Annotated in this window: 20 protein-coding genes; 10 read left to right on the top strand and 10 right to left on the bottom strand. The window is 39.7% G+C overall.

Annotation, left to right across the window (positions count from 1 at the left end):
• Positions 1 to 28 precede the first annotated feature (28 nt).
• Together AC1M9C_RS13855 and trhA are read right to left on the bottom strand one after the other, a co-directional pair.
• The gene (locus tag AC1M9C_RS13855) at positions 29 to 1,339 is read right to left on the bottom strand and encodes an MFS transporter (protein WP_035267948.1); all 1,311 of its coding nucleotides are present in this window, start codon (positions 1,337 to 1,339) and stop codon (positions 29 to 31) included.
• Between the two features lie 141 nt (positions 1,340 to 1,480).
• Positions 1,481 to 2,119, bottom strand: a complete 639-nt coding sequence (gene trhA, locus AC1M9C_RS13860) for a PAQR family membrane homeostasis protein TrhA (RefSeq protein ID WP_035267946.1) — start codon at positions 2,117 to 2,119, stop codon at positions 1,481 to 1,483.
• Between the two features lie 103 nt (positions 2,120 to 2,222).
• Here trhA and AC1M9C_RS13865 point away from each other — a divergent pair, with 103 nt between their 5' ends.
• On the top strand, positions 2,223 to 3,434 hold the full coding sequence (locus AC1M9C_RS13865; RefSeq protein WP_035267945.1) for a class I SAM-dependent methyltransferase: 1,212 nt from the start codon (positions 2,223 to 2,225) through the stop codon (positions 3,432 to 3,434).
• A 21-nt stretch (positions 3,435 to 3,455) separates the two neighbouring features.
• Positions 3,456 to 3,884, top strand: coding sequence for a GNAT family N-acetyltransferase (locus tag AC1M9C_RS13870; protein WP_481953916.1), 429 nt, complete (start codon positions 3,456 to 3,458; stop codon positions 3,882 to 3,884).
• A 38-nt stretch (positions 3,885 to 3,922) separates the two neighbouring features.
• Here AC1M9C_RS13870 and AC1M9C_RS13875 read toward each other — a convergent pair whose 3' ends face one another.
• The 4 genes from AC1M9C_RS13875 to AC1M9C_RS13890 form a co-directional block, all read right to left on the bottom strand.
• Entirely contained in the window at positions 3,923 to 4,252 is a 330-nt protein-coding gene (locus tag AC1M9C_RS13875) for a hypothetical protein (protein ID WP_035267942.1), read from the bottom strand.
• A 115-nt stretch (positions 4,253 to 4,367) separates the two neighbouring features.
• The gene (locus AC1M9C_RS13880) at positions 4,368 to 6,500 is read right to left on the bottom strand and encodes a 3-hydroxyacyl-CoA dehydrogenase NAD-binding domain-containing protein (protein ID WP_481587992.1); all 2,133 of its coding nucleotides are present in this window, start codon (positions 6,498 to 6,500) and stop codon (positions 4,368 to 4,370) included.
• 11 nt (positions 6,501 to 6,511) lie between these two features.
• The gene (locus AC1M9C_RS13885) at positions 6,512 to 7,717 is read right to left on the bottom strand and encodes an acetyl-CoA C-acetyltransferase (RefSeq protein ID WP_035267939.1); all 1,206 of its coding nucleotides are present in this window, start codon (positions 7,715 to 7,717) and stop codon (positions 6,512 to 6,514) included.
• Between the two features lie 753 nt (positions 7,718 to 8,470).
• Positions 8,471 to 9,481, bottom strand: a complete 1,011-nt coding sequence (locus tag AC1M9C_RS13890; protein ID WP_092768523.1) for an AraC family transcriptional regulator — start codon at positions 9,479 to 9,481, stop codon at positions 8,471 to 8,473.
• 210 nt (positions 9,482 to 9,691) lie between these two features.
• Between AC1M9C_RS13890 and AC1M9C_RS13895 the strand changes: the two genes are divergently transcribed.
• On the top strand, positions 9,692 to 10,810 hold the full coding sequence (locus AC1M9C_RS13895) for a CaiB/BaiF CoA transferase family protein (RefSeq protein ID WP_481587991.1): 1,119 nt from the start codon (positions 9,692 to 9,694) through the stop codon (positions 10,808 to 10,810).
• A 131-nt stretch (positions 10,811 to 10,941) separates the two neighbouring features.
• A complete protein-coding gene (locus tag AC1M9C_RS13900; protein ID WP_481587990.1) occupies positions 10,942 to 11,937 on the top strand; it encodes a DUF2804 domain-containing protein in 996 nt (331 codons plus the stop codon).
• Positions 11,938 to 11,992: 55 nt separating this feature from the next.
• Here the strand turns inward: AC1M9C_RS13900 and AC1M9C_RS13905 are convergent, their stop codons facing one another.
• A complete protein-coding gene (locus tag AC1M9C_RS13905; protein WP_481587989.1) occupies positions 11,993 to 12,862 on the bottom strand; it encodes a metal-dependent hydrolase in 870 nt (289 codons plus the stop codon).
• A gap of 157 nt (positions 12,863 to 13,019) precedes the next feature.
• The gene (locus tag AC1M9C_RS13910) at positions 13,020 to 13,895 is read right to left on the bottom strand and encodes a metal-dependent hydrolase (protein ID WP_481587988.1); all 876 of its coding nucleotides are present in this window, start codon (positions 13,893 to 13,895) and stop codon (positions 13,020 to 13,022) included.
• A gap of 141 nt (positions 13,896 to 14,036) precedes the next feature.
• On the opposite strand from AC1M9C_RS13910, the gene AC1M9C_RS13915 reads away from it, so the two are divergent.
• Positions 14,037 to 15,092: an AraC family transcriptional regulator gene (locus AC1M9C_RS13915; RefSeq protein ID WP_481590896.1), complete on the top strand. Its 1,056-nt coding sequence runs from the start codon at positions 14,037 to 14,039 to the stop codon at positions 15,090 to 15,092.
• 62 nt (positions 15,093 to 15,154) lie between these two features.
• On the opposite strand, the gene AC1M9C_RS13920 is transcribed toward AC1M9C_RS13915, so the two are convergent.
• On the bottom strand, positions 15,155 to 16,492 hold the full coding sequence (locus tag AC1M9C_RS13920; protein WP_481953917.1) for a Na+/H+ antiporter NhaC family protein: 1,338 nt from the start codon (positions 16,490 to 16,492) through the stop codon (positions 15,155 to 15,157).
• Between the two features lie 351 nt (positions 16,493 to 16,843).
• Between AC1M9C_RS13920 and trpA the strand changes: the two genes are divergently transcribed.
• From trpA to AC1M9C_RS13940, 4 genes are read left to right on the top strand one after another with little or no spacing between them, the layout of a single operon-like run.
• A complete protein-coding gene (trpA, locus tag AC1M9C_RS13925; RefSeq protein ID WP_035267926.1) occupies positions 16,844 to 17,647 on the top strand; it encodes a tryptophan synthase subunit alpha in 804 nt (267 codons plus the stop codon).
• The gene (gene accD, locus AC1M9C_RS13930; protein ID WP_035267924.1) at positions 17,644 to 18,540 is read left to right on the top strand and encodes an acetyl-CoA carboxylase, carboxyltransferase subunit beta; all 897 of its coding nucleotides are present in this window, start codon (positions 17,644 to 17,646) and stop codon (positions 18,538 to 18,540) included. Before trpA ends, accD begins: the two co-directional genes overlap by 4 nt.
• A complete protein-coding gene (gene folC / locus AC1M9C_RS13935; RefSeq protein ID WP_481598014.1) occupies positions 18,537 to 19,826 on the top strand; it encodes a bifunctional tetrahydrofolate synthase/dihydrofolate synthase in 1,290 nt (429 codons plus the stop codon). Before accD ends, folC begins: the two co-directional genes overlap by 4 nt.
• Positions 19,813 to 20,775 carry an SPOR domain-containing protein gene (locus AC1M9C_RS13940; RefSeq protein WP_481953918.1) on the top strand — a complete coding sequence of 321 codons (963 nt, stop codon included), beginning with the start codon at positions 19,813 to 19,815 and terminating at the stop codon, positions 20,773 to 20,775. The genes folC and AC1M9C_RS13940 overlap by 14 nt, the downstream gene beginning before the upstream one ends.
• A 141-nt stretch (positions 20,776 to 20,916) precedes the next feature.
• Here the strand turns inward: AC1M9C_RS13940 and AC1M9C_RS13945 are convergent, their stop codons facing one another.
• Positions 20,917 to 21,558, bottom strand: a complete 642-nt coding sequence (locus AC1M9C_RS13945) for a peroxiredoxin (protein ID WP_481953919.1) — start codon at positions 21,556 to 21,558, stop codon at positions 20,917 to 20,919.
• A gap of 330 nt (positions 21,559 to 21,888) precedes the next feature.
• Between AC1M9C_RS13945 and secA the strand changes: the two genes are divergently transcribed.
• Positions 21,889 to 24,603 carry a preprotein translocase subunit SecA gene (gene secA / locus AC1M9C_RS13950; protein WP_481953920.1) on the top strand — a complete coding sequence of 905 codons (2,715 nt, stop codon included), beginning with the start codon at positions 21,889 to 21,891 and terminating at the stop codon, positions 24,601 to 24,603.
• The last annotated feature ends 48 nt before the right edge of the window (positions 24,604 to 24,651 follow it).

Below are 24,651 nucleotides of genomic sequence, written 5' to 3' on the forward strand. Positions count from 1 at the left end.
AAGCCGGTTTTTTTATTAGCTGAAAGCATCAAATTTGATTATTCACATCATCATGTTTCGTTTCGCGAATCATGAGGAAAGCAATCAGCGAAAGGATTGATGCAGCCGTCAAATAATAGCCTACTGCAGACAAACCATATTCAGTTGCCAATTTCGTTGCAATCAAAGGTGCGAAAGATGCACCAAAAATACCAGCAAGGTTAAATGTTAACGCCGAACCAGTATAACGCACCGATGTCGGGAAGATTTCTGAAAGTACTGTACCGATTGGACCATAGGTTAAGCCCATAATCGCAAGACCAATACATAAGAATAAGAACACAATCAGTGTACTTCCTGACTCCAACATGTCCGCAAAGAAAATACCAAAAATAGCAGAAATTACACACACCGCGATCGAAGTGGTTTTACGACCGAACTTTTCCGCAAAAATTGCAGAAAGGGGAATAAATGCTGCAAAACAAAGCGTTGCAACCAACTGAAGTTGTAGGAACTCTTCACGAGAGTAACCTAATTGTTTTGTACCCCATTGCAAAGCAAATACAGTGGTTAAGTAAAAAACTACGAAAGTACAAATGGCTGCAATCGTTCCGAGTACAAGCATTTTTGAATGCTTTTTAAAAACTTGTACAAAAGGAACATTCACTTCTTTTTGTTTATCAAGCACGTTTTGGAATGCTGGCGTTTCATGCAACTTTAAGCGAATCCACAAGCCTACAATCACCAATAAGGCACTTGAAATAAATGGAATACGCCATCCCCATGACATGAATGCTTCTTCACTCATGAATGCCCCAAGCGTAAGGAAAGAGCCTGTGGCAAGGATGAAGCCGATTGGTGCACCAAGTTGAGGGAACATACCGTACCAAGCACGTTTGCCTTCTGGCGCATTTTCAGTTGCGAGTAGAACTGCACCTGACCATTCGCCACCTAAACCTAAGCCCTGACCTAATCGGCACAAAGCTAAAAGTAAGGGTGCCACAATGCCAATTTGCGCATAGGTTGGAAGTAAACCAATCGCAACGGTAGAAAGTCCCATGGTTAGCAAGGCTGCCACTAAGGTTGCTTTACGACCGATTCGATCTCCCAAATGACCGAATAGTGCGGCGCCGATAGGACGTGCGATGAATGCGATTGCAAAAGTTGCTAATGATTGAATCGTTGCTGTCATAGGATCTGTGCTTGTTGGAAAGAACAAGTAGGGGAAAATTATGACCGCAGCTGTTGCGTAAATATAAAAATCGAAGAACTCGATGGTTGTACCAACGAGGCTTGCAGTTAATACCCGAGTTTTAGAGTTTGCGGGCTGAGCTTGTTGTGATGCTGTATTAGACGCCATGAGAGACCTTACACTTACTAAAAATAAAAAACTTAGATTTAATAGCGTAATCTTTTTAAAAAAGGCGTAATTTCTTAAAAAAATACGAAATACCAGCTTGCTCTACGGTGTTAGGGTTGCTAGACGATGTAGTTAAAGTGGTTATAGCACGTAAAGATAAATAGACAGGAAATGTGATCCTGCACCTATCAATACAAAAATATGCCAGATAGCGTGAGTGTATCTTACCTTTTTTAAAGCATAAAACAATGCGCCTATGGTGTAAGCAAGGCCACCAACAATAAGGAGGGTTAAACTTTGATCAGATAAATATGTGCGCATATCATCAATCACAAGTAATGCTAACCATCCCATTGCGAGATAGGCTAAAAGCGATATTTTTTGAAAATGGTGAATAAATACCAATTTGAACAAAGTGCCAATCGCCGCAATTACCCAAAGCGCAATTAATAAATAGTGAGCTTTTTGCGTTGGTAAAGCTATAGATAGAAAAGGAGTGTATGTTCCTGCGATGAGATAATAAATAGCCGTGTGGTCCAATTTTTTAAACCAACCCCGACGCTCAGGTGTTTCCGCAAAATGATAAAGACTAGACGCCGTAAAGAGTAGAACTAAACTAAGTCCATAGACCCAAAGCCCGATCCATTGTGCCATAGGATAAGCAGCACCTTTTATAATCAATAAAATGGCACCGATGACGGCCAATACAGCACCAATGGCATGACTGATGAAATTAATTTTTTCTTCTAATGGATCATACGAAGCAGGAGATGCTTTCATTGTTCACTTACACATTTAATTATACATCTGTATCGTAATTGAATTTTGCTTTTCGCGTAAGACGCATTAAAATTTAATAGCATTTCTTTTTTTGGCACTGTTTATGACCGTTTCGGCATCTTCCACCCCGCAAGAGCAACAATTTCTTGAAGCATTTCATCAAGCATTAGCTTCTCAGCGTTTTGATCGTATGATTCTGAGCCAATATCAAGGTGAGATCGAAGCTTTAGAAAAGATGACTTTACGCATGATTCGACTACAAGATGAATGGATGCTGAATGTTCTGTATCGCTTTAAAACTCAAGATGTGACCAAAAATTTTCCAATTGATGAAGCTGATTCGTTGGTGAGTAAATTAGTCAGTGAATGCAAACAAGCCAATCTTTTTACATTGGACAGCGAGTTACAGCTCAAGAAAAATAAGAAAAAAGCCATCTTAACTCAAAGTAAAAAGGCTTCAGTCTCCAAGATCATTGAAAAATCACACGACCGTCAAAAACACCGTTTTGTTGAGCAAGAAAGTTATTTTCTTCAACCGTTGGGTATTACGGATCAAAAAGAACAAATTATTCCAAGCATGGCGCGTAAGTGGAAACAGATTAATAAATTTGTTGAGATTTGCTCAGGCGCATTAAACCAAATTCAAGTTGATCAGCAGCTCAACGTTGTCGATTTTGGCTCAGGTAAAGGTTATCTCACCTTTGCACTGTATGATTACTTACAAAAAAATGATTACAATCCTTATGTTACAGGTGTGGAACTGAACGAGAAAATGGTTCAATTCTGTCAAGATGTTGCCCGTAAATCAGATTTTAAGCATTTAGATTTTTTCCAAGGAGATGTACGAACTTACTCGCCTGAAAAACTCGATGTCATGATTGCGTTGCATGCCTGTGATGTAGCAACTGATTTTGCGATTCATACCGGTATTCGATTGAATGCGCAAATGATTATGTGCGCGCCGTGCTGCCACAAAGAGTTGAGACCTCAAATACAAAGTCCCTCTGTACTAAAACCAATGTTGCAGTTTGGTATTCATGAGGGGCAACAAGCTGAAATGCTGACAGATACAATTCGAGCGCTATTGTTAAAAGCCTATGGTTACGAGACAAAAGTTTTTGAATTTGTGGCTTTGGAGCATACCAGTAAAAATAAAATGATTTTAGCCACCAAGCGCAAAGACTTTAACGCACCAGATCAGCAAGTGTTAGATCAAATAATTGCATTAAAAAATATGTATGGTATTCAAAAGCACTCATTAGAGTTGCTTCTAAAAGGAGAGTGGGAGCAACAAAATATTGGTGAAAAGTGCTAACACACCTTTGGGAATTAACACATGAGTAATGTCTTCGATGTTCAAGTAGGTTCATGGTCGCAATTAAAGTGCTACGCGATGCAGATACGAGAGCAAGTATTTATTCTGGAACAACAAATTTCACCTGAAGACGAATGGGATATGGAAGATGAGACATCGATTCATTTCGTTGTTTTCCATGAAGGTGAGGCAATCGCCACGGCTCGACTACTTCAAAATCATAGTATTGGAAGGGTAGCAGTCATAAAGGCTTATCGAGGAAAAGGTTTTGGGGTTGAGCTCATGAAATTTATAATTCAGTTTGCTCAAAGGGAAAAGCGACCAACCTTGAATCTTTCTGCTCAAGTTCATGCATTACCATTTTATGAACGTTTAGGGTTTGAGCCCCAAGGTAAGGAATACTTAGATTGTGGTATTCCTCATGTTTATATGACGATGCAACTTGAATAAAAAAACGGAGCCAATGCTCCGTTTTTTCATCACAAATATCAATGACTATGTGAACCTGATTGATCATCATGTGTATGACTGTGTTCGCCCATTGCTGCGTGTTCTTCTTCAGTCATATTGTGTTCAGTTGCACTAGCTTGAGCAGCTTTGTTGGCTTCGATTTTTGCTGCTGCTTCTTCAGACATCACAGGTGATGCTTTGAATGCATGATGTTCACTGGTTTCTGTTCGTTGTTTACTTGGCATATAGTCAGGTTCATTTTCAATGGCTACATAGAAAATCACCATAAATATAATACTTAAAATGATCGCGATAATTAGCGCTTTCCAACCCCAAGGAGATTTTTCTGGTGAAGAATGATCAGTCATAATGCTATACCAAGTTGGGTAAAATGAATCTGAGAAAATATGTTACTTTATAACACATATTTATCGACAAGACCGAAAAAAACCTCTCCGAAGAGAGGTTTTTAATTTATATCAATCAGATTGATTGACCAGACTGAACTTTGTCCTTGAGGAGTTGAGGTGCTTTAAAACGCTCACCATACTTCGCTTCAAGCTGATTCGCGCGCTCAAGCGCTTGTGCGAGTCCATATTGATTGAGGAACTGTAAAGCGCCGCCAGTCCAAGGGGCGAATCCTATGCCAAAAATAGAACCGATATTTCCATCAATGACAGACTCTAAAACTCCCTCCTCCAAACAGCGCAGCGTATCCAAGGATTGAACAAATAGGAAGCGATCAATCATTTCTTGTTCAGAAATATCTGTTTCTTTCGTCCAATGGTTTAAACCATCCCAAAGGTATTTTTTACCACTTTCTGGATATTCATAAAAACCAGCACCAGCAGCTTTCCCTTTACGCCCAAATTCATGGATCATTTGCTTTAAAACATCTTCAGCAGGGGAGTGTGGTAAATCTTTGCCTTCAGCCTGAAGCGCTTTACGCGTTTCGTTGGTCACATGCTCAGACAAGGTTAATGCGACTTCATCTTGGATTGCTAATGGACCGACTGGCATACCTGCTTTTAAAGCAGCCATTTCAATTTTGGCTGGATGTACTCCCTCAGCCAGTAAACGCAAACCTTCGTTGACAAAAGTACCAAATACGCGGCTGGTGAAGAAACCACGACTATCATTCACAACGATAGGTGTTTTTCCAATTTGTTGAACATAATCATAGGCTTTAGCTAGTGTCTCAGCTGAAGTCTCTTTACCTTTAATAATTTCAACCAACTGCATTTTATCAACAGGGCTAAAGAAATGCAGTCCAATAAAGTTTTTCGCATCTTTACTTGCTGTTGCAAGACCTGTGATCGGTAAGGTTGACGTATTAGAAGCCATCACACCGCCGTCAACCAAATATTGCTCAGCTTCTTGAGTTACTTTGGCTTTGAGTTCTTGATTTTCGAATACAGCTTCAATGATTAAATCACAGCCTTGTAAATCGGCTGCATTCGCTGTAGGGGTAATGAGAGATAAAATTTGTTCGCGCTTTTCAGCAGTCATTCGACCTTGTGAAACACGTTTATCTAACAGTTTTTGACTATATGCCTTACCTTTTTCCGCATTTTCAATCGATACATCTTTAAGGACGACTTGAATCCCCTTAATCGCTGTCGAGTAGGCAATGCCAGCCCCCATCATTCCAGCGCCTAAAACGCCTACTTTGGTCGCTTGCCACTTTGTAGGCTCTTTAGGGCGGCTTTCACCTGATTTGATTGCATTCAGTCCATGCCAGAAAGTTCCAATCATGTTTTTCGCAACTTGACCAGTTGCCAGATACGTAAAATAGCGAGACTCAATAGTTAATGCAGTATCAACATCTACCTGAGCACCTTCAACGGCAGCAGCCATAATGGCTTCAGGGGCTGGATAGCAACCTTTTGTTTTATCACGCAGCATCGCTGGTGCAATTGCAAGGACTTGAGCCACTTGAGGTGATGATGGCGTACCACCTGGAATTTTGTATCCTTTAACATCAAATGGTTGTTGAGATTTTGGATTTGCTTTAATCCAAGCAATCGCTTTATCCATGAGCTCTTGTTCAGAATCAGCCGTATCTTGAATTAAGCCTAGAGATTTTGCTTTTTCTACACCAAATTGTTTACCTTCCATCAGGAAAGGAAAAGCATTCTGTAAGCCGAGCAGTCGTACCATACGCACGATACCACCGCCACCTGGTAACAAACCTAAGGTAACTTCAGGCAGACCAAATTTCGCTTTAGGATCATTCAATGCAATACGAGCATGACAGCCTAATGCGATTTCCCAACCGCCACCGAGAGCTGTTCCATTTAATGCAGCGACAACAGGTACACCCAAGGTTTCAATATAGCGGAATTCCGCTTTCATTTTTTGGATCATGCCAAAGAATTCAGTGGCGTGTTCTGGCTGAGCTTGAATCAACTCATCCAAATCACCGCCTGCAAAAAAGGTTTTCTTTGCAGATTTAAAAATGATACCTGTAATGCCAGATTCGGCTTTCAGTTTTGCTACAGTCTCTTCCAAAGCAACTCGGAAATCTGCATTCATGGTATTGGCAGACTGATTAGGTGAGTCTAAGGTGAGAATAACAATGCCATCAGCATTTTTTTCAAATTGAATTGCACTCATTATTCTTCTCCTTATACCAATTCAATGATCGTTGCGATACCCATACCACCACCTACACACAGTGTAGCCAAGCCACGTTTTTTACCTTGACGCTCAAGTTCATCGAGCAACGTACCTAAAATCATGGCACCTGTCGCACCGAGTGGATGACCCATTGCAATTGCACCACCATTTACATTGACTTTTGCAGGATCGACATTCAGTTCATTAATAAAGCGCATTACTACAGCCGCAAACGCCTCGTTCACTTCAAATAAATCGATATCATCAATGGTTAAGCCAGCTTTTTCCAAAGCTTTGCGTGCCGCAGGTGCTGGACCAGTTAACATGATTGTTGGATCAGTTCCGACAAGCGCAGTTGCTAATACTTTGGCACGTGGTTTTAAGCCTTGTTCTTGAACCGCTTTTTCAGATGCAAGTAGAACAACAGCAGCGCCGTCTACAATGCCTGAAGAGTTTCCTGCATGGTGAACGTGATTAATCTTCTGAGCTTCTGGATATTTTTGTAATGCGACTGCATCAAATCCCATACCGCCCATCATTTCAAAGCTTGGATTTAATTTGGCTAAGCCTTCAACGGTAGTCGTTGGTTTGATGAATTCATCTTTATCTAAAACGACAACACCAGCTTTATCTTTTACTGGTACAACTGATTTATTGAAGTAACCATTCGCTTGAGCCGCTGCTGCTTTCTTTTGTGAATCTGCAGCAAAAGCATCTACATCAGCACGAGAGTATCCATCTAAAGTTGCGATTAAATCAGCACCAATCCCTTGTGGAACAAAGGTAGATTTCAGGTTTGTTTCTGGATCGAGTGCCCATGGCCCACCATCGGAGCCCATTGGAATACGCGACATTGACTCTACACCACCTGCAACGACAACATCTTCCCAGCCTGAACGAACTTTCTGTGCAGCAAGATTGACAGCTTCTAGTCCTGAAGCACAAAAACGGTTGATTTGAACGCCTGCTACATCATCATTCCAGCCTGCTGCAATTGCAGCAGTTTTAGCGATATCACCGCCTTGATCACCAATTGGAGTTACACAACCCAGTACGATGTCATCGACTTTAGAAGTATCGAGTTGATGGCGAGTTTGAAGTTCATTTAACAGCGTTGTGAGTAATGTGATTGGTTTTACTTCATGTAAAGAACCATCTTTTTTTCCTTTTCCGCGTGGTGTGCGAATGGCATCGATGATGTAAGCCTCGCTCATAATAGTTCCTTTTTTATAGGTTGAAATTGTTATGGTGTTTTGAGTGTAGATGATCTATGTGATTGTGCAATGACGAGAACGGATGAGTCGTTTGATATTTTTGGTCACTGAAAAATTAAATGTTTTAGATTGTGAAATGAAAGTTTTTGACGAATTAAAAAACAAATTTGTATTGCGAATGCTTTGATTATAATTTTGCTATATCAAATCTTTGGCGTTTGATATGGCAAGCTTTACACCATAAGAACCTTCATCATCTTCATCAACATACCAACCACCGTTAATTACAGCGGGCACTTTTTTATTGATAATCTGCCCTTTCAGTTTTTCAGCTTCTAATTTTCTTAAATAGGCAACTGTTAATCCGTTGATTTCAACTTTGATCGCATTTGAATCGTATTGGTTAAATGGTTCTGACAGAACATGAGCAGTACATTCATGAAATTTAGATACAGCTTTTTTTTGACCAGCTATTTTGAGTAAGTTTTATTGATATGCATTTTCTCCGACAATATTATAAGTGTACCGTATATCAACTTTAGGTCCATAACTGTGTGATTTTACACTTTAAAAATAAATTGTTATTCCAATCAAAATTGATTTCAGGATTGCAGTAAGTGTCATCTTATTATTCCTTTAAATATTCCGAATAGTTTAATTTCAACTTGAATATTTTTGCAAAATCAATAAGCACTTAAATCCATATGTAAAAAAAAGCCTGAACAATGTCAGACTTTTTTATGTTTGACTAAATTAATGATAACCATGTAATTGACGGTATAAGCCTGGTGTGACACCTGTCCACTTTTTAAATGCTCGGTGGAAGGTACTGGTTTCACTAAAGCCGACTTGTTGTGCCACATCTTCTAAAGTTAAAGATGGGTTTAACAGTAAGTGAATTGCGGCGTCTCGACGCAAAGCATCTTTCACACCTTGATAGCTCTTACCTTCAGCAGCTAAGCGACGGCGAAGCGTCTGTGGTGATAAATAAAGCATGGCTGCAACATCATTTAATGTTGGCATTTCTTCACCAATTTGGCTCTTCAATACTTCACGAATACGTGATGTGAGCGAATTGGTATTTTTGAATTTCACCAACAGTTTCGCTGGAGCACCTTTTAGAAATTCTTCCAAGGTGTTTTCATCTTGGCGAATTGGAAGATCTAAGTAGTCTGCAGCAAATGTGATTTCAGTACGAGCTGAATCAAATTGGATTACTGGCGCAAAAAATAACGCATCATATTCATCTGCATGTTGTGGGCGTGGATATGAAAAATGTACACGCTCTAAGGGGATGCGACGCTCAATGAGCCACGATGCCAAACCATGCCAGATCATGAGCATACTTTCAGTAATGAAATGGTCAGGATCCATTGTTTTTGGAATGAGTGGAACTAAGCGTGCTTCATGCTTATCGCGCTCTAAAGTCACAGACCACTCATCACCAAATAACTTGTAGAACTGTGATGATAACTCAAGCGCATCACCTAAAGTTTTGGCATGTATGATCAATTGACACATGATCGCAAAGGTCCCTAAGCGACGTGGCTGGATATCAAAACCAACGTGTTCATCTTGGGTGACCATCCACAGCATTTTAACAAAGCGTGTGTACTGCTCAGGAGAAATACGTGCTTTAGGTTGGCGGAGTAGTTCAGCTTCAATGCCGACATGTGAAAGTAAAGTGTCAACATCCATCCCTAGACGTTTTACCCCAGTCAGGGCTGCATTCACAAAATGGATACTTATCGTATCGCGACTCATGTTAAATCCTTCAGTCTCTTTGATGTTCACTGCTACTTGACCTAAATGACACAAAAAATAATTTAATTGGCAATTATCACTAGAGTAATTGCTCTTTTACATCATAAATTGCCGAAATGATCAAGGTAAATGGCTGAACATGACATTGTTAATCTTGTTTTATATTTCTATTATGGGTGAAAAATCAACATATTCTTGGTGAAAATAACAATGACAGCTGCATTAAAGGGATTGAAAGTTTTAGATTTTTCCACATTATTACCCGGACCTTTTGCGACTTTGTACTTAGCAGATCTAGGGGCAGAGGTAGTCCATATAGAGTCACCAAATCGACCAGACCTTGTCAGATTGTTGCCACCTTATGCAAATGGTCAAGCCACAGCGCACAGTTATTTGAATCGCAACAAGCAGTCGATTGCCCTAGATTTAAAAGATAGTCAGAGTATTGAACTCATTAAATCAAAAATTTCAGAATACGATATCGTCATTGAGCAGTTCCGTCCTGAAGTGATGCGACGTTTAGGACTCGACTATCAAACTTTATCTGAAATAAACCCACGTCTGATTTATTGTTCAATAACAGGATATGGGCAAACAGGTCCTTATAAAGATAAAGCGGGACATGACATTAATTATGTATCGCTCTCAGGGATTGCTGGGCATTCAGGTCGGCAGAAAAGTGGACCACCACCGATGGGGATTCAAATTGCTGATGTCGCAGGAGGTTCTTTACACGCAGTGATTGGCATTTTAACAGCCGTGATTGAAAGGCAACGGAGTGGTTTAGGTCAATATATTGATATCTCTATGACGGATTGTGCGGTGACCTTAAACAATATGGCTGCGGCAGCTGTACTTGCAGGTGGACAGAATCAGTACCCTGAAAATGAACATCTGAACGGGGGGACATTTTATGACTACTATCAAACGCAAGACGGGCGCTATATCTCAATTGGGAGTCTAGAGCCTCAATTTATGACAGGTCTGGCAACTATATTAGAACTGCCTATCTTATTGGAAAAAGGAACTTCATTTGATGTTGAAGATCGAAAAGCAGTCAAGGCTGCGATCGCTGATAAAATCAAGGAAAAAAGTTTTGATGTATGGCGTAAAACATTTTCTGAATTAGACGTATGTGTAGAACCTGTGTTAAATCTAGATGAAGCTCTGACGTCAGATTTGGCTCAACAACGTGCTTGGACAGTAGATGTACCTCTAAGGAAAGATGCAAATGAGGTAGAAAAACAGTTGGCTTGTCCAATTAAATTTTCAAGATCCAAGGCACAGTATCATTATATCGGCCAAACACTGGGTGAAGGGAACTGGTAGTCAAAGTATTGAATATATGAGAAAAAAGAACCGATCTTTATCGGTTCTTTAATTTATGCTGTCACACAGTAAATGAAATACTTTAGACTAAAGTCTATAATTGTCATGGAATGAAATTAGGCTGAGTCCCAATGGATTTAATTCAAGTAAATGGTCAACCGCGCTATGGGCGTTTTACAGAATTGCCAAGTGCAATTTCTGTTTCAAAATATATTTATAAAACGCCATATGGCAAAGTGCTCAAAGGGTGGAGAAAAAAACTTAAATATAAGAAATTTAAGTTTTGTAGTATCCAACATGAGCATTACAGCATTGGGATGGCTATCGTCGATATCGCTTGGGCGGGACATGGTTTCATCTATATTTATGACCATAACACCGGACAAGTCGTCGAGTGGAATGCGATTAATGTATTGGCACACAGTACGGTTCTAGATGAACAGCCACTATTTAATCATAGCCATTTTCAACATGGAAAAATCCAACTCGATATTCAACACGCCAATGGTGTTCGTTATATCAAAGTGATCAAACATGGTGAAGAAAAACTGTCTGCACGAATCTTTTGTGCTGGAACAGATCCTTTGTCGATGTGCAGTCCTACTGGGATTAATGGTTGGACCTATACTCAGAAACTAACTACATTGGCCGTTGAGGGGTATTTCATTAATAAACAAAAAGAAAGAATCGAATTTAACTCACGAACTTTTGCTTCGCTTGATGATACTTGCGGTTTTCTAAGACCTGAAACGGCTTGGTTTTGGCTATCTTCAAATTTTTGGGATGCGCAAGGAAACCGTGTGGGTTTGAATCTTGCCTCTGGTGTGAATGAAAGTTTTGGGAATGAAAATTGTTTGTGGATTAATGGGCGCCTTTATGCGTTGACGGATGTTCTTTTTGAAATGCAAAATGATCAGATGTGGACCATACGATCTATGGATGACAAATTACAATTGACCATTGAAACAGGTTGGCGCCGTTATGAAAATCTTAATCTTAGAATGGTAGGCAGCCAGTTCAGTCAGTGGCAATCTAAAATTACGGGTTTTATTATTTCAGATGATGGTCAGCATATTGAGCTTAATCAAGAGTATGGACTATTAGAGCAACATTACGCTAAATGGTAATGGCGTCATAACAACAAAAAAGTCCGATTGATCGGACTTTTTTTTACATTCTTTTTTATATCGCAGCTTGCCAAAAAGCTTCACCTGCTTGAATTGGATCTTGAGTTTCAGCGAGCGTATCAACCCAAACTTGGTATTGATGAATAATAGGGTGTTGGTTTGGGTGGAAATCAGGTTTAAACCAGTCTAAATATTCTCGTTTTTTTGCCGTTAAAATGCCATCTTTTCCAAGCAACCATTTCAAGCCTTGAGCAAACATTTTTAACCTTTCAATTCGAGTAAAGCCATCTTGTTTGAGAAGTCCATGTGTTCTTTGCATGGTAAATCCAAACATCATAAGCGTAACTAAAACCAAGGCGGTATAACGTGTAAGGTTTGAAGTCTGCGCTACCTCGATCATGACATCATAAGCTACATCGCGATGTTCCATTTCTTCAATACTATGCCATGCAAATAAACCACGGACAAAAGGATGTGCATGGGCCATCGTACTTTTATGACTGAAAAAGGTCGTTGCCATTAAAGCGGTTAAGTGTTCGCATGAAGCGGTGATCGCAATATTAAAACGATCAGGATACCTTTTTAACGCATGTTTGAAACGTTGATTGACTTGATGAATATATTTTTCAATTGGCATACCTTGCTCAATTAAAATTTTATTCATTTTGTCATGGGCAATACCGTGTTGCGCTTCTTGTTGAATAAAGTCTTTCGCACGTTTGGCTAAGACAGGATCTTGAATATGCGGTTGAAATAGTCGGACACACTGTATGAAATATCGTTCTCCATCTGGAAATGTCAAACTCAAAGCATCAAATACACGTGTTTTAAAAGGATCGTTGTTAAACCAAAATCGTGGTACTTCGTTAAGTCGGAAATCAAGGTGCTTACGAATCACTGGATGGTATGTGGTAATTGCATTCATTTTATTTTTATCACTTATGCAGAAAGAACAAGTATGTAAAAAAATCACATTGAGGTCATTATCTCTACAGGACAAAAGAAGAGAGAAGGAGATTAAAACTGTAAGTAATGTCGGCTAAATCATCCGAATAAAAATGATTTAGCCGGCGATAGGAATATTATCGAGCTGCTTGCCAGAATGCTTCACCAGCTTGAATTGGATCATTGGTCTCGGCTAATGTTTTTACCCAGACATCATATTGGGCAATCACAGGATGTTGGCTTGGATGAAAGTCTTTTTTAAACCAATCTAAGTATGGACCTTTCATTCTCGTTAACATGCCATTTCGACCGATAAACCATGGAAGTCCTTTGACGGTCATTTTGAAACGGTCTAAACGACTAAATCCGTCATACTTCAACATGATATTGGCACGATAAGTTGTAAATCCAAGCATCATAAAAGTTGTAAATGCCAAAGCAAATTGTCGAGTAAGTTCTGGAACATCACCGACTTGTTTCATGACATCAAAAGCCACATCACGATGCTCCATCTCTTCGATAGCATGCCATGCTAAAAGCGCGCGCACATAGGGGTGAGCATCTTCAAGGGTTGCTTTTTGACTATAAAAAGTATCAGCCATTAATGCAGTTAAGTGTTCGGCTGCAGCAGTCATGGCAATATTGTATTGAGGTGAACGACGTGTCAGTTCGAATTTAAAAATTTTGTTAAGAACCTTAATAAATTGATCGACAGGCATACCTTGATCTTTCATGACCTTATTCATCTTGTCATGCGCAATTCCATGCTGTGCTTCTTGTCGAATAAAATCTGCGACGCGTTTTTGTAATTCAGGGTCTTTGATTTTATCTCTAAATAATCGAACTGATTCAATGAAGTAGCGCTCTCCGTCTGGGAAAGTTAGACTCAATGCATCAAACATACGGGTTTTGAATGGATCTCCACCAAACCAAAAACGAGGAATTTCTGAGAGCTTGAAATTGAGATTCATGCGTACGACAGGATCGACCTGATATTTTACCAATGCGTTCATCTTATTTTCATTCATCCGCTTTAGATCGTTTAAGTATGTATGGCATTGGTCTGATTGTTTTGACAGTACTTGCCATTTTTTATACATTTTACGACAAATGAAAATGAATAAAGTCAAATTTGCCTAAAGGAATAGTGCATCGTGAAAGATATTCAAATACCCAATGGATATTTCCATTTATGGCAAACATTTATTCAAGTGAAACAGCTCGATAAAGAGATAAAGACTGCGTTAAATCAGGATGTTGATACGCTGAATAAGATTTTGGCAGCACCGATTGCCATGCAATCATCTTATTCTTTTTTCTTAAAACTTAACTCTCTCACACAGGTTTATTTGAATCGCGCCAATTATATTTTTGAAATGGCTCAATATGTGAAACCTGAGCATTTTGGTGTGCTTGGATATATGGCGACACGAAGTGAGACGGTGGCGGAAGCACTGAACTATATTTTAAGATTTAGCCGCTTGGTGATTGATGGTGAAGAGATTACTCCCATGCAGATTCACCAGAACGGTGAAATACTGATTTTAAGCTGGCCGTTTATTTGTGATGACTATAATTTTATCAATGAGTTGACGAATGCCATGATGGTTTCATTGGCAAAGCAAATATTAGTGCATGATACCTTTCCACTGTATAAAGTGATCATGGCGCATGAAGCTATCGCACCATTGTATGAATATCAAAAGTTCTATGGTTGTCAGGTAGAGTTCAGCCAAGTTGAATATCAGTTTCAAATTCGCACGCAGGGGTTGCAGCTAAAACCCCAACAAGCAGATCCTTCACTTATGCAATTGTTGGTTCAACAAGCGGAAGAGGCGATTGCATCAAAACCCGTGCAATCGAGTCTTGATCGGCAACTCCACTTAATTATTGCTGAGTATTTGCGTATTCGTCACGAAGCGCCAAAGATTGAAGATATTGCGACAGAATTATGTTTGTCGGTGAGGACTTTGCAACGACAATTAAAAGATCGTGGAACATCATTTAAACGCATACTTGAGCAAGAGCGGATGTCACAATGTGAGCGCCTATTAAATCAGGGGCTAGAGTTAACGGATATCGCAGTGCAACTCGGTTACTCAGATCAGTCTGCGCTTGCTAGAGCATTTAAAATGTATAATGGAATAACGCTGTTGCAGTTTAAAAAACAACTTAAACAACGACCAACTCACCACCATAATCTAAGTTAGATTATGGAAATAAAAAAGGTAAGCATGTAGCTTACCTTTAAAGACTTAATTTTTATGCCAGTCTAAAATTGATTCATCTGTATTTTGGGATATCTAAAAGCAATGGAGAGTATAGCAATCACCGCTAAGATCCAGCAGTAAAAAACGTTTTGGATCATTTCCATTGGCGATAATTTTGCAATTGAACACGCCAATAATAATTGTGCGCCAAACGGAATTAAGCCTTGAACAACACAAGAAAAAATATCCAACAAAGCAGCCGAGCGTTTTGGGTCAACACCATATTCTTTAGCAACTTCACGTGCCATATCGCCAGATAGAATAATGGCAACCGTATTATTTGCCACAAAGAAATTAGACAAGATTACCAGAAGGCAGATTCCGATTTCACCAGCTCTTTGCGTTCCCACTTTGAATAAACGCGTAAGTTGATAAATGCGTTGTATTAGCCACTCTAAGCCACCTTCTTTTCGCATAAGGGCAGAAATACCACCGAGTAACATTGAAAGCAATGCGACTTCAAACATGCCCAAAAAGCCATCGTAAATCGCAATATTTAATTTAAGTAGGTTAAAGTCGGGGGCTTGAATCAGACCGACGAGTCCAGACATAACAATGCCCAGCATAAGTACAGCCAACACATGTAATCGGGTAAAAGCCAAAGCAAATACAGCTAAATAAGGCAAAATCAGCCAAAAATTATAGTCATTGAAAGAAATTTGTTGCGTATCACGACTCATCACAAAATAAATCAAAATCGTGAAAAGTGCTGCTGGTACTGCAATCCATACATTGACTTTAAATTTATCTTTTAGTTCTACACGTTGGCTACGAGTTGCGGCGATAGTGGTATCTGAAATCATCGACAAGTTATCACCAAACATGGCTCCTCCAACCACAGCGCCAATCGCAACAACAGGATTTATATCAGTGACTTGAGTGAAGCCAAATGCGATCGGCGCACAAGCAGCGATAGTACCCATCGAGGTGCCCATCGCAGTAGCAATAAACGCTGAAATAACAAAGAGCATTGGCAGGACAAAAGCCGAAGGAATGAGAGATAAACCTAATTGTACTGTTGCACCAACACTACCAATGGCACTACTAATACTGGCAAAAGCACCTGCCAGCATAAATACCATAAACATTAAAATAAGATTAGGATGGCTTGCCCCACGGAGAAACTCATCTATACCTGTATTTAATTTGCCACGATAAAGTAATACCGCAAGAATGAGGGCAGGGATAGCAGCAATGGGTGCTTTAATTTGGTAGAAGGCAAACTCAGTGCCAATCAGAGTGTGATAAATACCGCTGCCCAAAAAAATGGCTAAAAACACAATAAGCGGTAGAAGGGCAAGCGCTCGCGAAGAAGCTTTGCCTGGGGAGATTGTGGTCATAACATAAGAAATAAAAGAGTAAGCATGTATAGTATAGAACAGCTTTGGCTAATTCAGAAAAGTTAAAATGTAAGTGCTAAGCTATTTGTTTTTAAACATTTTTAATCAATAAACATAAGTTCATATAAATATTCATGATTTAGAAAAAACAGAAAAAATCGAGCTTTTTGATCATTGTTAAAAAAATCAAAACATTGATAAATATGCACTTGGAATACTTAACTGAAAAGAGTGTTTGGTGCTTTTCATCACACTCTGTTCAATGAGTAAAAAATAGCGTTACAATGGGCCGTCTTGTATTTTACAAAACCAACTCCTCAATTCTATACAATTCAAGGAAAGTACATCCCTATGTCACGTTTAGCCACACGATTTGCACAGCTTAAATCTCAACAGCGTAAGGCTCTAGTTTCTTATGTCATGGCAGGTGACCCTCATCCACACGTAACGGTTCCTTTGTTACATCAAATGGTGGAAGCAGGTGTGGATGTAATTGAACTTGGCTTACCATTTTCAGATCCAATGGCCGATGGTCCAGTGATTGCACTTGCGGCTGAGCGTGCATTGGCAGCCGGTACAAATACATTGGATGCATTGGAAATGGTCAAGCAATTCCGTGAAAAAGACACAGATACACCAGTGGTGTTGATGGGTTATTTGAATCCTGTAGAAGTCATTGGATATGAAAAATTTGTATCAACTGCTCATGACTGTGGTGTGGACGGTATTCTGTTGGTGGACTTACCACCTGAAGAAGCACAAGCGCTCGATGTTGTCTTGAAAAAGTTTGATATGGATCAGATCTTCTTGTTGGCGCCAACATCTACAGATCAACGTATTCAACATGTCGCTAATCAAGCGAGTGGTTTTATTTATTACGTGTCTTTGAAGGGTGTAACAGGTGCAGCGACTTTAGATGTGAATGAAGCTGCTCAACGCATCGAAAAAATTAAGTCGATGACGGATGTACCTGTTGGTGTAGGTTTTGGTATTAGTGATGCAGCCTCTGCAAAAGCAATCGGAAGCGCAGCGGATGCGGTCATTGTTGGTAGTGCTTTTGTTAAACCATTTGCACAGACAACTCCTGATCAAGCAGTTGAACAGGCGGTCAATAAAGTCAAGGAGCTTCGAGCAGCGCTCGATGAGTTAGTATGAATCAAGAAGTTAAATCAGGGAAAACTTTAGCACCTGCAACACCTTGGACAGATCGTTCAGTACCAGGTATTCAAATCCCTGATCAACAGCAATCGTTAAAAGCGACGTTTACTGAGCCTACGATTGAATGTCCAGAATGTCATGCTCTGGTGACTCGTACGGCGATGTCTTTCAATGCTTATGTTTGTCCTCAATGTGATGAGCATTTAAAAATGAAAGCACGTGACCGCTTAAATTGGTTCTTTGATCAAACCGCAAAAGAATTAGGTCAAGAGTTTGTTGCAAAAGACCCACTCAAGTTTGTGGATAGTAAAGCTTATCCTGTGCGTATGAAAGAAGCACAAGAGAAAACTGGCGAAACTGAAGCACTCGTGGTGATGGAAGGACAAATCAAAGGTTTATCATTAATCGCTTGTGCATTTGAATTTGATTTCATGGGCGGTTCGATGGGAACTGTAGTTGGTGATCGATTTGTACAAGCAGCAGAGCGTGCGATTGAAACCAAACAGCCAATGATTTGTTTTGCTGCCTCTGGTGGTGCTCGTATGCAAGAAGGAATGTTATCTTTAATGCAAATGGCACGTACGTCAGCTGCGATTCAAAAAATGAAAGATGCTCGTATTCCGTACATTGTTGTATTAACTCATCCAGTATATGGTGGTGTGACCGCATCTTTAGCCATGTTGGGTGATGTGCATATCGCTGAGCCTAAAGCAATGATTGGTTTCGCTGGTAAACGTGTCATTGAACAGACTGTACGCGAAAAGTTAGAAGAGCCGTTTCAACGTGCTGAATTCTTGCTTGATCATGGTGTAGTCGATCAAATTGTTCATCGTCACGCATTACGTGATACAGTTTATCGTATCGTAGCGAAATTGATGAATTTGCCTTGAACCTCACTGCTCCACTCAGTACAGATAATTTACAAACATGGCTCGATTATTGGAGCCATGTTCACGTTACAGGAATTGATTTAGGGCTTGAACGCGTCATTCCTGTGGCTGAAAAATTGGGCGTTACACACCCGCAAGCGAAAGTCATTACTGTCGCTGGTACGAATGGTAAGGGTTCAACAACCACAACCTTAGCTTCTATTCTGAATGCTCAAGGATATCAAGTCGGTTTGTATCAATCTCCGCATATCTATCGTTTCAATGAGCGTGTAAAACTCGCAGGTCAGGAAGTTTCAGATGAGCTTCTGATCGAAGCATTTGTTCAAGTTGATCAAGCACGACGTGAATGTGATTTAAGTTTATCTTTTTTTGAAGCAACAACCCTCGCAGCTTTTGTCATCTTCAAACAACAGAAATGTGATGTTTGGGTGTTGGAAGTTGGACTTGGGGGACGTTTGGATGTTGTGAATGTCGTTAATCCAAATGTTGCTGTCATTACCAATATTGGATTGGATCACACAGATTGGCTGGGTGACACCATTGAAAAAATTGCTTTTGAGAAAGCGGGTATTATTCGTCCAGATATTCCAGTCATTTTTGGTGGGCAACAAATACTTCCAACATCAATTCAGGATAAAGTCATTGCATGTAATGCGACGCTGTCATGTCTAAATCAGGATTATTTTTATCAAGCAAATGGTGATGGTAAAACTTGGACATTTTCAAGTTCAGCACTGACCTTAAAATTACCATGTGGTCAGTTGGCCCTAGATAATGTTTCTACTGCCGTGGCTGCATTATTGGTCAGTGGATTGAAAATTTCTCAAACTGCACTAGAGCAAGGCATTATTCAAGCACATTTACCAGGTCGATTTGAAATAAGGGAAATCGCAGGAAAAACAGTGATTTTCGATGCGGGACATAATCCGCATGGTGTAGAATTTTTGTTAAAGCAATTGCGAAATTATTTAGAATACAATAAACAGTACACAGAAGTTATCGCTGTGTTTTCGATGTTAGCGGATAAAGATATAGATTCAGTCGTTAATTTATTGAAAAACACGGTATTTATGTGGAAAATTGCGCCGATGGATGTGCCTCGTGCAGCACCATTAAAACAATTAGAGTCAGCGCTTCAAGGTGAGACAGTACAACAGTATTCAAATGTACAGGTCGCATTTAAATCAGCACTTGAAGAAACAAAAAATAATCAGCTGATTTTGGTGTGTGGTTCGTTTCATACCTTAGAAGCGGTCTGGGAGTATTTAGAGAATGTCAATGAATAACAAACAACGCTGGATGGGTGGTGTTGTTTTATTGGGTGGTGGTGTTTTATTGGCAGCATTACTTCTAAAAGGCAAAGAAGAGATCCACCAAAATAATGTTGAACAACCGGTTGAAGCTGTTCAACAAAAAAATAATGAACCTGAAGCAGTACAACTTCAACCTCTCACAGTTGATGTGGAAACTGAAAAGCGTTTACTTGAAGAGCAACGACGTGCTCGTGAGAAAGCTGTGGCAGAGCAAGAGGCTCGTGCTGCTGAATATTTAAGAATGCAACAAGAGGCCGAAGCTGAAGCTGCACGTCGCGCTGCTGAAGAATATGCTGCAATGAATGCTCGTCGAAACGCTGCTCAGCAAAGTTCAGACAATATTCCTCCTGAATTGGTTGAGGATGAAGCTGAAAAGAAAAAGCGTTTGGCTGAAGAAAATCGCATAGCTGAACAGAAGCGTTTAGCTGAGCAAAAAGAACAACAGGCGAAATCCTCAGAAGAACAAAAGCGTAAAGCCGAAGCAGAAAAACGTGCAGCTGAAAAGAAAGCAGCAGAGCAAAAAGCTGCTGAGGAAAAACGTAAAGCAGAAGAAGCGAAGAAGAAAGCTGAAGCTGATAAAAAAGCTGCAGAAGAGAAAAAACGCAAAGCTGCTGAAGAAGCGAAGAAAAAAGCTGAGGCAGAAAAAGCTCGTGATCTGCTGGAAAATGGAGATCGTCAATGGATGGTTCAAGTGGCATTGGCTGCGAATGAGGCGAATGCAGATGCGCTTGCGGCTAAGCTTCGTGCCAAAGGATATAAGGTAACGAAGAGTCCAACGTCGAAAGGTATTCGAATTATGGTTGGTCCATCTAAAGATCGTGATTCGGCAGATGCGTTACGTAAGAAAATTAACAGTGATGCAAGTTTAAATATGAAATCAGCATGGGTGATTGATTGGGTACCACTGGATAAGCGTCAATAGTTTCTTACTTTGTTTTAGAAAAAAGGATTCAAACCATAATTTAAATCCTTTTTAAATCAATGCGTTAAAGATTATAAGCCATAATCAAAAAAAGCCTATCTGAGGATAGGCTGAACGCTGAAACTTGATGGCTCGTCAAAATTAATCAAGATCAGGTTGAGGTGTTAAACGTAGATAAGGTGTCACTGCCTTGTACCCTTTAGGGAAGTGTTGTTGAATTTCATTTTCGTCTTTAATAGAGGGAACAATCACAACATCTTCACCATGTTGCCAGTTTGCAGGGGTTGCCACTTTATAGTTATCTGTTAACTGTAATGAATCTATAACACGTAAAATTTCATGGAAATTGCGACCAGTTGACGCTGGATACGTAATAATCAAGCGTACTTTTTTATTTGGATCAATGATAACAAGAGATCGGACGGTTAGGGTCTCGCTGGCATTGGGATGGATGAAATCATATAAAGTCGAAACTTTACGATCCTGATCAGCAATGATTGGGAAATTTACCGTGGTAGACTGAGTTTCATTGATATCTTTAATCCAACCATGATGTGATTCAACATCATCTACAGAGAGAGCAATCGCTTTAACATTACGTTTTTCAAACTCGTCTTTTAGTTTTGCTGTAAAACCTAATTCCGTCGTACATACGGGAGTGTAGTCGGCAGGGTGTGAAAATAAAACTCCCCAATTATCTCCTAGAAAATCATAAAAATTAATTACTCCTTCACTTGATTGCTGTTCAAAGTCTGGAGCGGTGTCACCTAAACGTAATGCCATATATACCTCTATTCTTATCAAAACCTTAATGTGCTGAAATTAATATGGCGGAAACTCTTTATAATTAAAAATAGTGTTTTTTTATTTAGTTATGAAAAAAACAGATTTATTTGAATGTCTGAAGGCAAATAAACGTTCATAAATTTGAATTTGAACGATATATATTTCTGATCAAATTTGCTACATTAACTCGCCGTTGCTCATGCGTCATGGAAAATAATCCAGAAATTTTTTGATTGCATTTGTTTAAAACCCTTGTACTTCAAATTTCTAGCACCATAATAACGTTTGAGAAAAATCATTTTGATAAGTAAGTTTTAGAGAGTCTATATGTTGGCAAGTCTGATCGGAGGAATCTTCGGTACTAAAAACGAGCGCGAATTGAAGCGTATGCGTAAAATTGTCGAGAAGATCAATGCGCTCGAGCCGACGATATCTGTGTTAAGTGATGCAGACTTATCTGCAAAAACAGAAGAATTCAAACAACGTTATAAAAACGGCGAAAGTCTTGATCGCTTGTTACCAGAAGCTTTCGCAGTATGTCGTGAAGCTGGTAAGCGTATTATGGGTATGCGTCATTATGACGTACAGTTGATTGGTGGTATTACCCTACATGAAGGTAAAATTGCAGAAATGCGTACAGGTGAAGGTAAAACCCTAATGGGTACTTTGGCTGTATATTTAAATGCAATTAGTGAACAAGGTGTTCACGTTATTACTGTCAATGATTATCTGGCGCAACGTGATGCTGAGTTAAACCGTCCACTTTATGAATTTTTGGGATTATCTGTTGGGGTGATTTACTCCATGCAGAATCCTGTCGAAAAAGCAGAAGCTTATCGAGCAGACATTACCTACGGTACAAACAACGAATTTGGTTTCGACTATCTTCGTGACAATATGGTGTTCTCGTTAGCCGAGAAAAAACAACGTGGTCTTGCCTATGCGATTATCGATGAAGTTGACTCAATCTTAATTGACGAAGCACGTACTCCACTTATTATTTCGGGTCAAAGCGAAGATTCCTCACAACTTTACGCGGCAATGAATGCGATTCCGCCAAAGTTACATGCTCAAAAAGAAGAAAAAGTTGCAGATGGTGGACACTTCTGGATCGATGAAAAACAACGTTCAGTCGAAATTACAGAAGCTGGTTTTGAAGCCATTGAAAGTGAACTTATTGCGATGGGTTTATTGGCAGAGGGTGAAAGTCTATATTCTGCAGCCAACTTAAATCTTGTTCATCATGTCACAGCTTCTATTCGTGCACATTACTTGTATCATCGTAACGTGCATTATATCGTCCATGACGGTGAAGTGATTATTGTCGATGAAAATACAGGTCGTACGATGCCTGGTCGTCGTTGGTCTGAAGGTTTGCATCAAGCGGTAGAAGCAAAAGAAGGTTTAGAGATTCAACCTGAAAACCAAACGCTTGCAACGACCACATTCCAAAACTATTTCCGTTTATACCGTAAACTTTCAGGTATGACAGGTACAGCAGATACTGAAGCTGCTGAAATGAAAGAAATTTATGGCTTAGATGTGGTGTTGATTCCAACCCATCGTCCAATGATTCGTAAAGATCTGAATGACTTAATTTATTTGAATCGTAATGGTAAATACAATGCGATTATTGAAGAAATTAAGAAAATTCATGAAGCTGGTGTTGCACCGATTTTGATTGGTACGGCAACAATTGAAGCTTCTGAAATCTTATCGGATAAACTGAAAGAAGCGGGTATCGCACACGAAGTACTGAATGCCAAACAGCATGAGCGTGAAGCGGATATTATTGCACAAGCCGGCTCTCCACGTGCTGTGACTATTGCAACCAACATGGCAGGGCGTGGTACGGATATCTTGCTCGGTGGTAACTGGAAAGCGAAACTGGCGAAAATTGAAAATCCAACTCCTGAAGATGAAGCACGTTTAAAAGCAGAATGGGAACAAAATAACCAACTGGTGCTGAATTCTGGTGGTTTACATATTATTGGTTCTGAACGTCATGAATCTCGTCGTATTGATAATCAATTACGTGGTCGTTCAGGTCGTCAAGGTGATCCAGGTGTTTCGCGTTTCTTCTTATCGTTAGAAGATGATTTGATGCGTATCTTTGCGGGTGATCGTGTCGTCGCAATGATGCGTGCAATGGGTCTGCAAGAAAATGAAGCCATTGAACATAAAATGGTATCTCGTTCGATTGAAAACGCCCAACGTAAGGTTGAAGCACGTAACTTCGATATTCGTAAGAACCTGTTGAAGTATGATGATGTAAATAACGAACAACGTAAAATTATATACTCACAGCGTGATGAAATTCTGGCAGAAAGTACATTGCAAGAATACATCGAGTCAATGCATGAAGAAGTGATGAAAGGGGTGATTGAAACGTATATCCCACCTGAATCAATTCATGATCAGTGGGATGTCCCAGGTCTTGAATCTGCATTACGCTCAGACTTTAATATTGATCTTCCTGTGCAGCAATGGTTGGATCAAGATCGTCGATTAGATGAAGAAGCATTAGCACGTCGTATTACTGATGAGGTTTTACAACGCTATCGTGCGCGTCGTGAACAAATGGGTGCTGAATCTGCAGCAGTGTTAGAACGAAACTTTATGTTAAGTTCTTTAGATCGCCACTGGAAAGATCATTTAGCAGCGATGGATTATTTACGTCAAGGTATTCATTTACGCGGTTATGCGCAAAAGAATCCTGAGCAGGAATATAAGAAAGAAGCATACAATCTGTTTGTAAATATGTTAGCAGTCATTAAGTCTGATGTTGTGACAGATCTTTCATTAGTACGTTTACCAACGCCTGAAGAGCTGGCAGAAATGGAAGCACAGCAGCAAGCTCAAGCTGAAGCGATGCAACTTTCACTTTCTCATGCTGAAGTTGATGGTTTAACAGGTGAGCAAACAGTTAATACTCAAGAATTGGATCAGAATGAAGTTGAGATTACGCCACCTCAAAGCCGTAATGCACCTTGTCCATGTGGTTCTGGTTTAAAATACAAGCAGTGTCACGGTAAAATCTAAATTTCATGAAGCAGAACTTAGGTTCTGCTTTTTTTATTATATTATAGT

The sequence above is a fragment of the Acinetobacter sp. 24-47-39 genome (assembly GCF_056783825.1).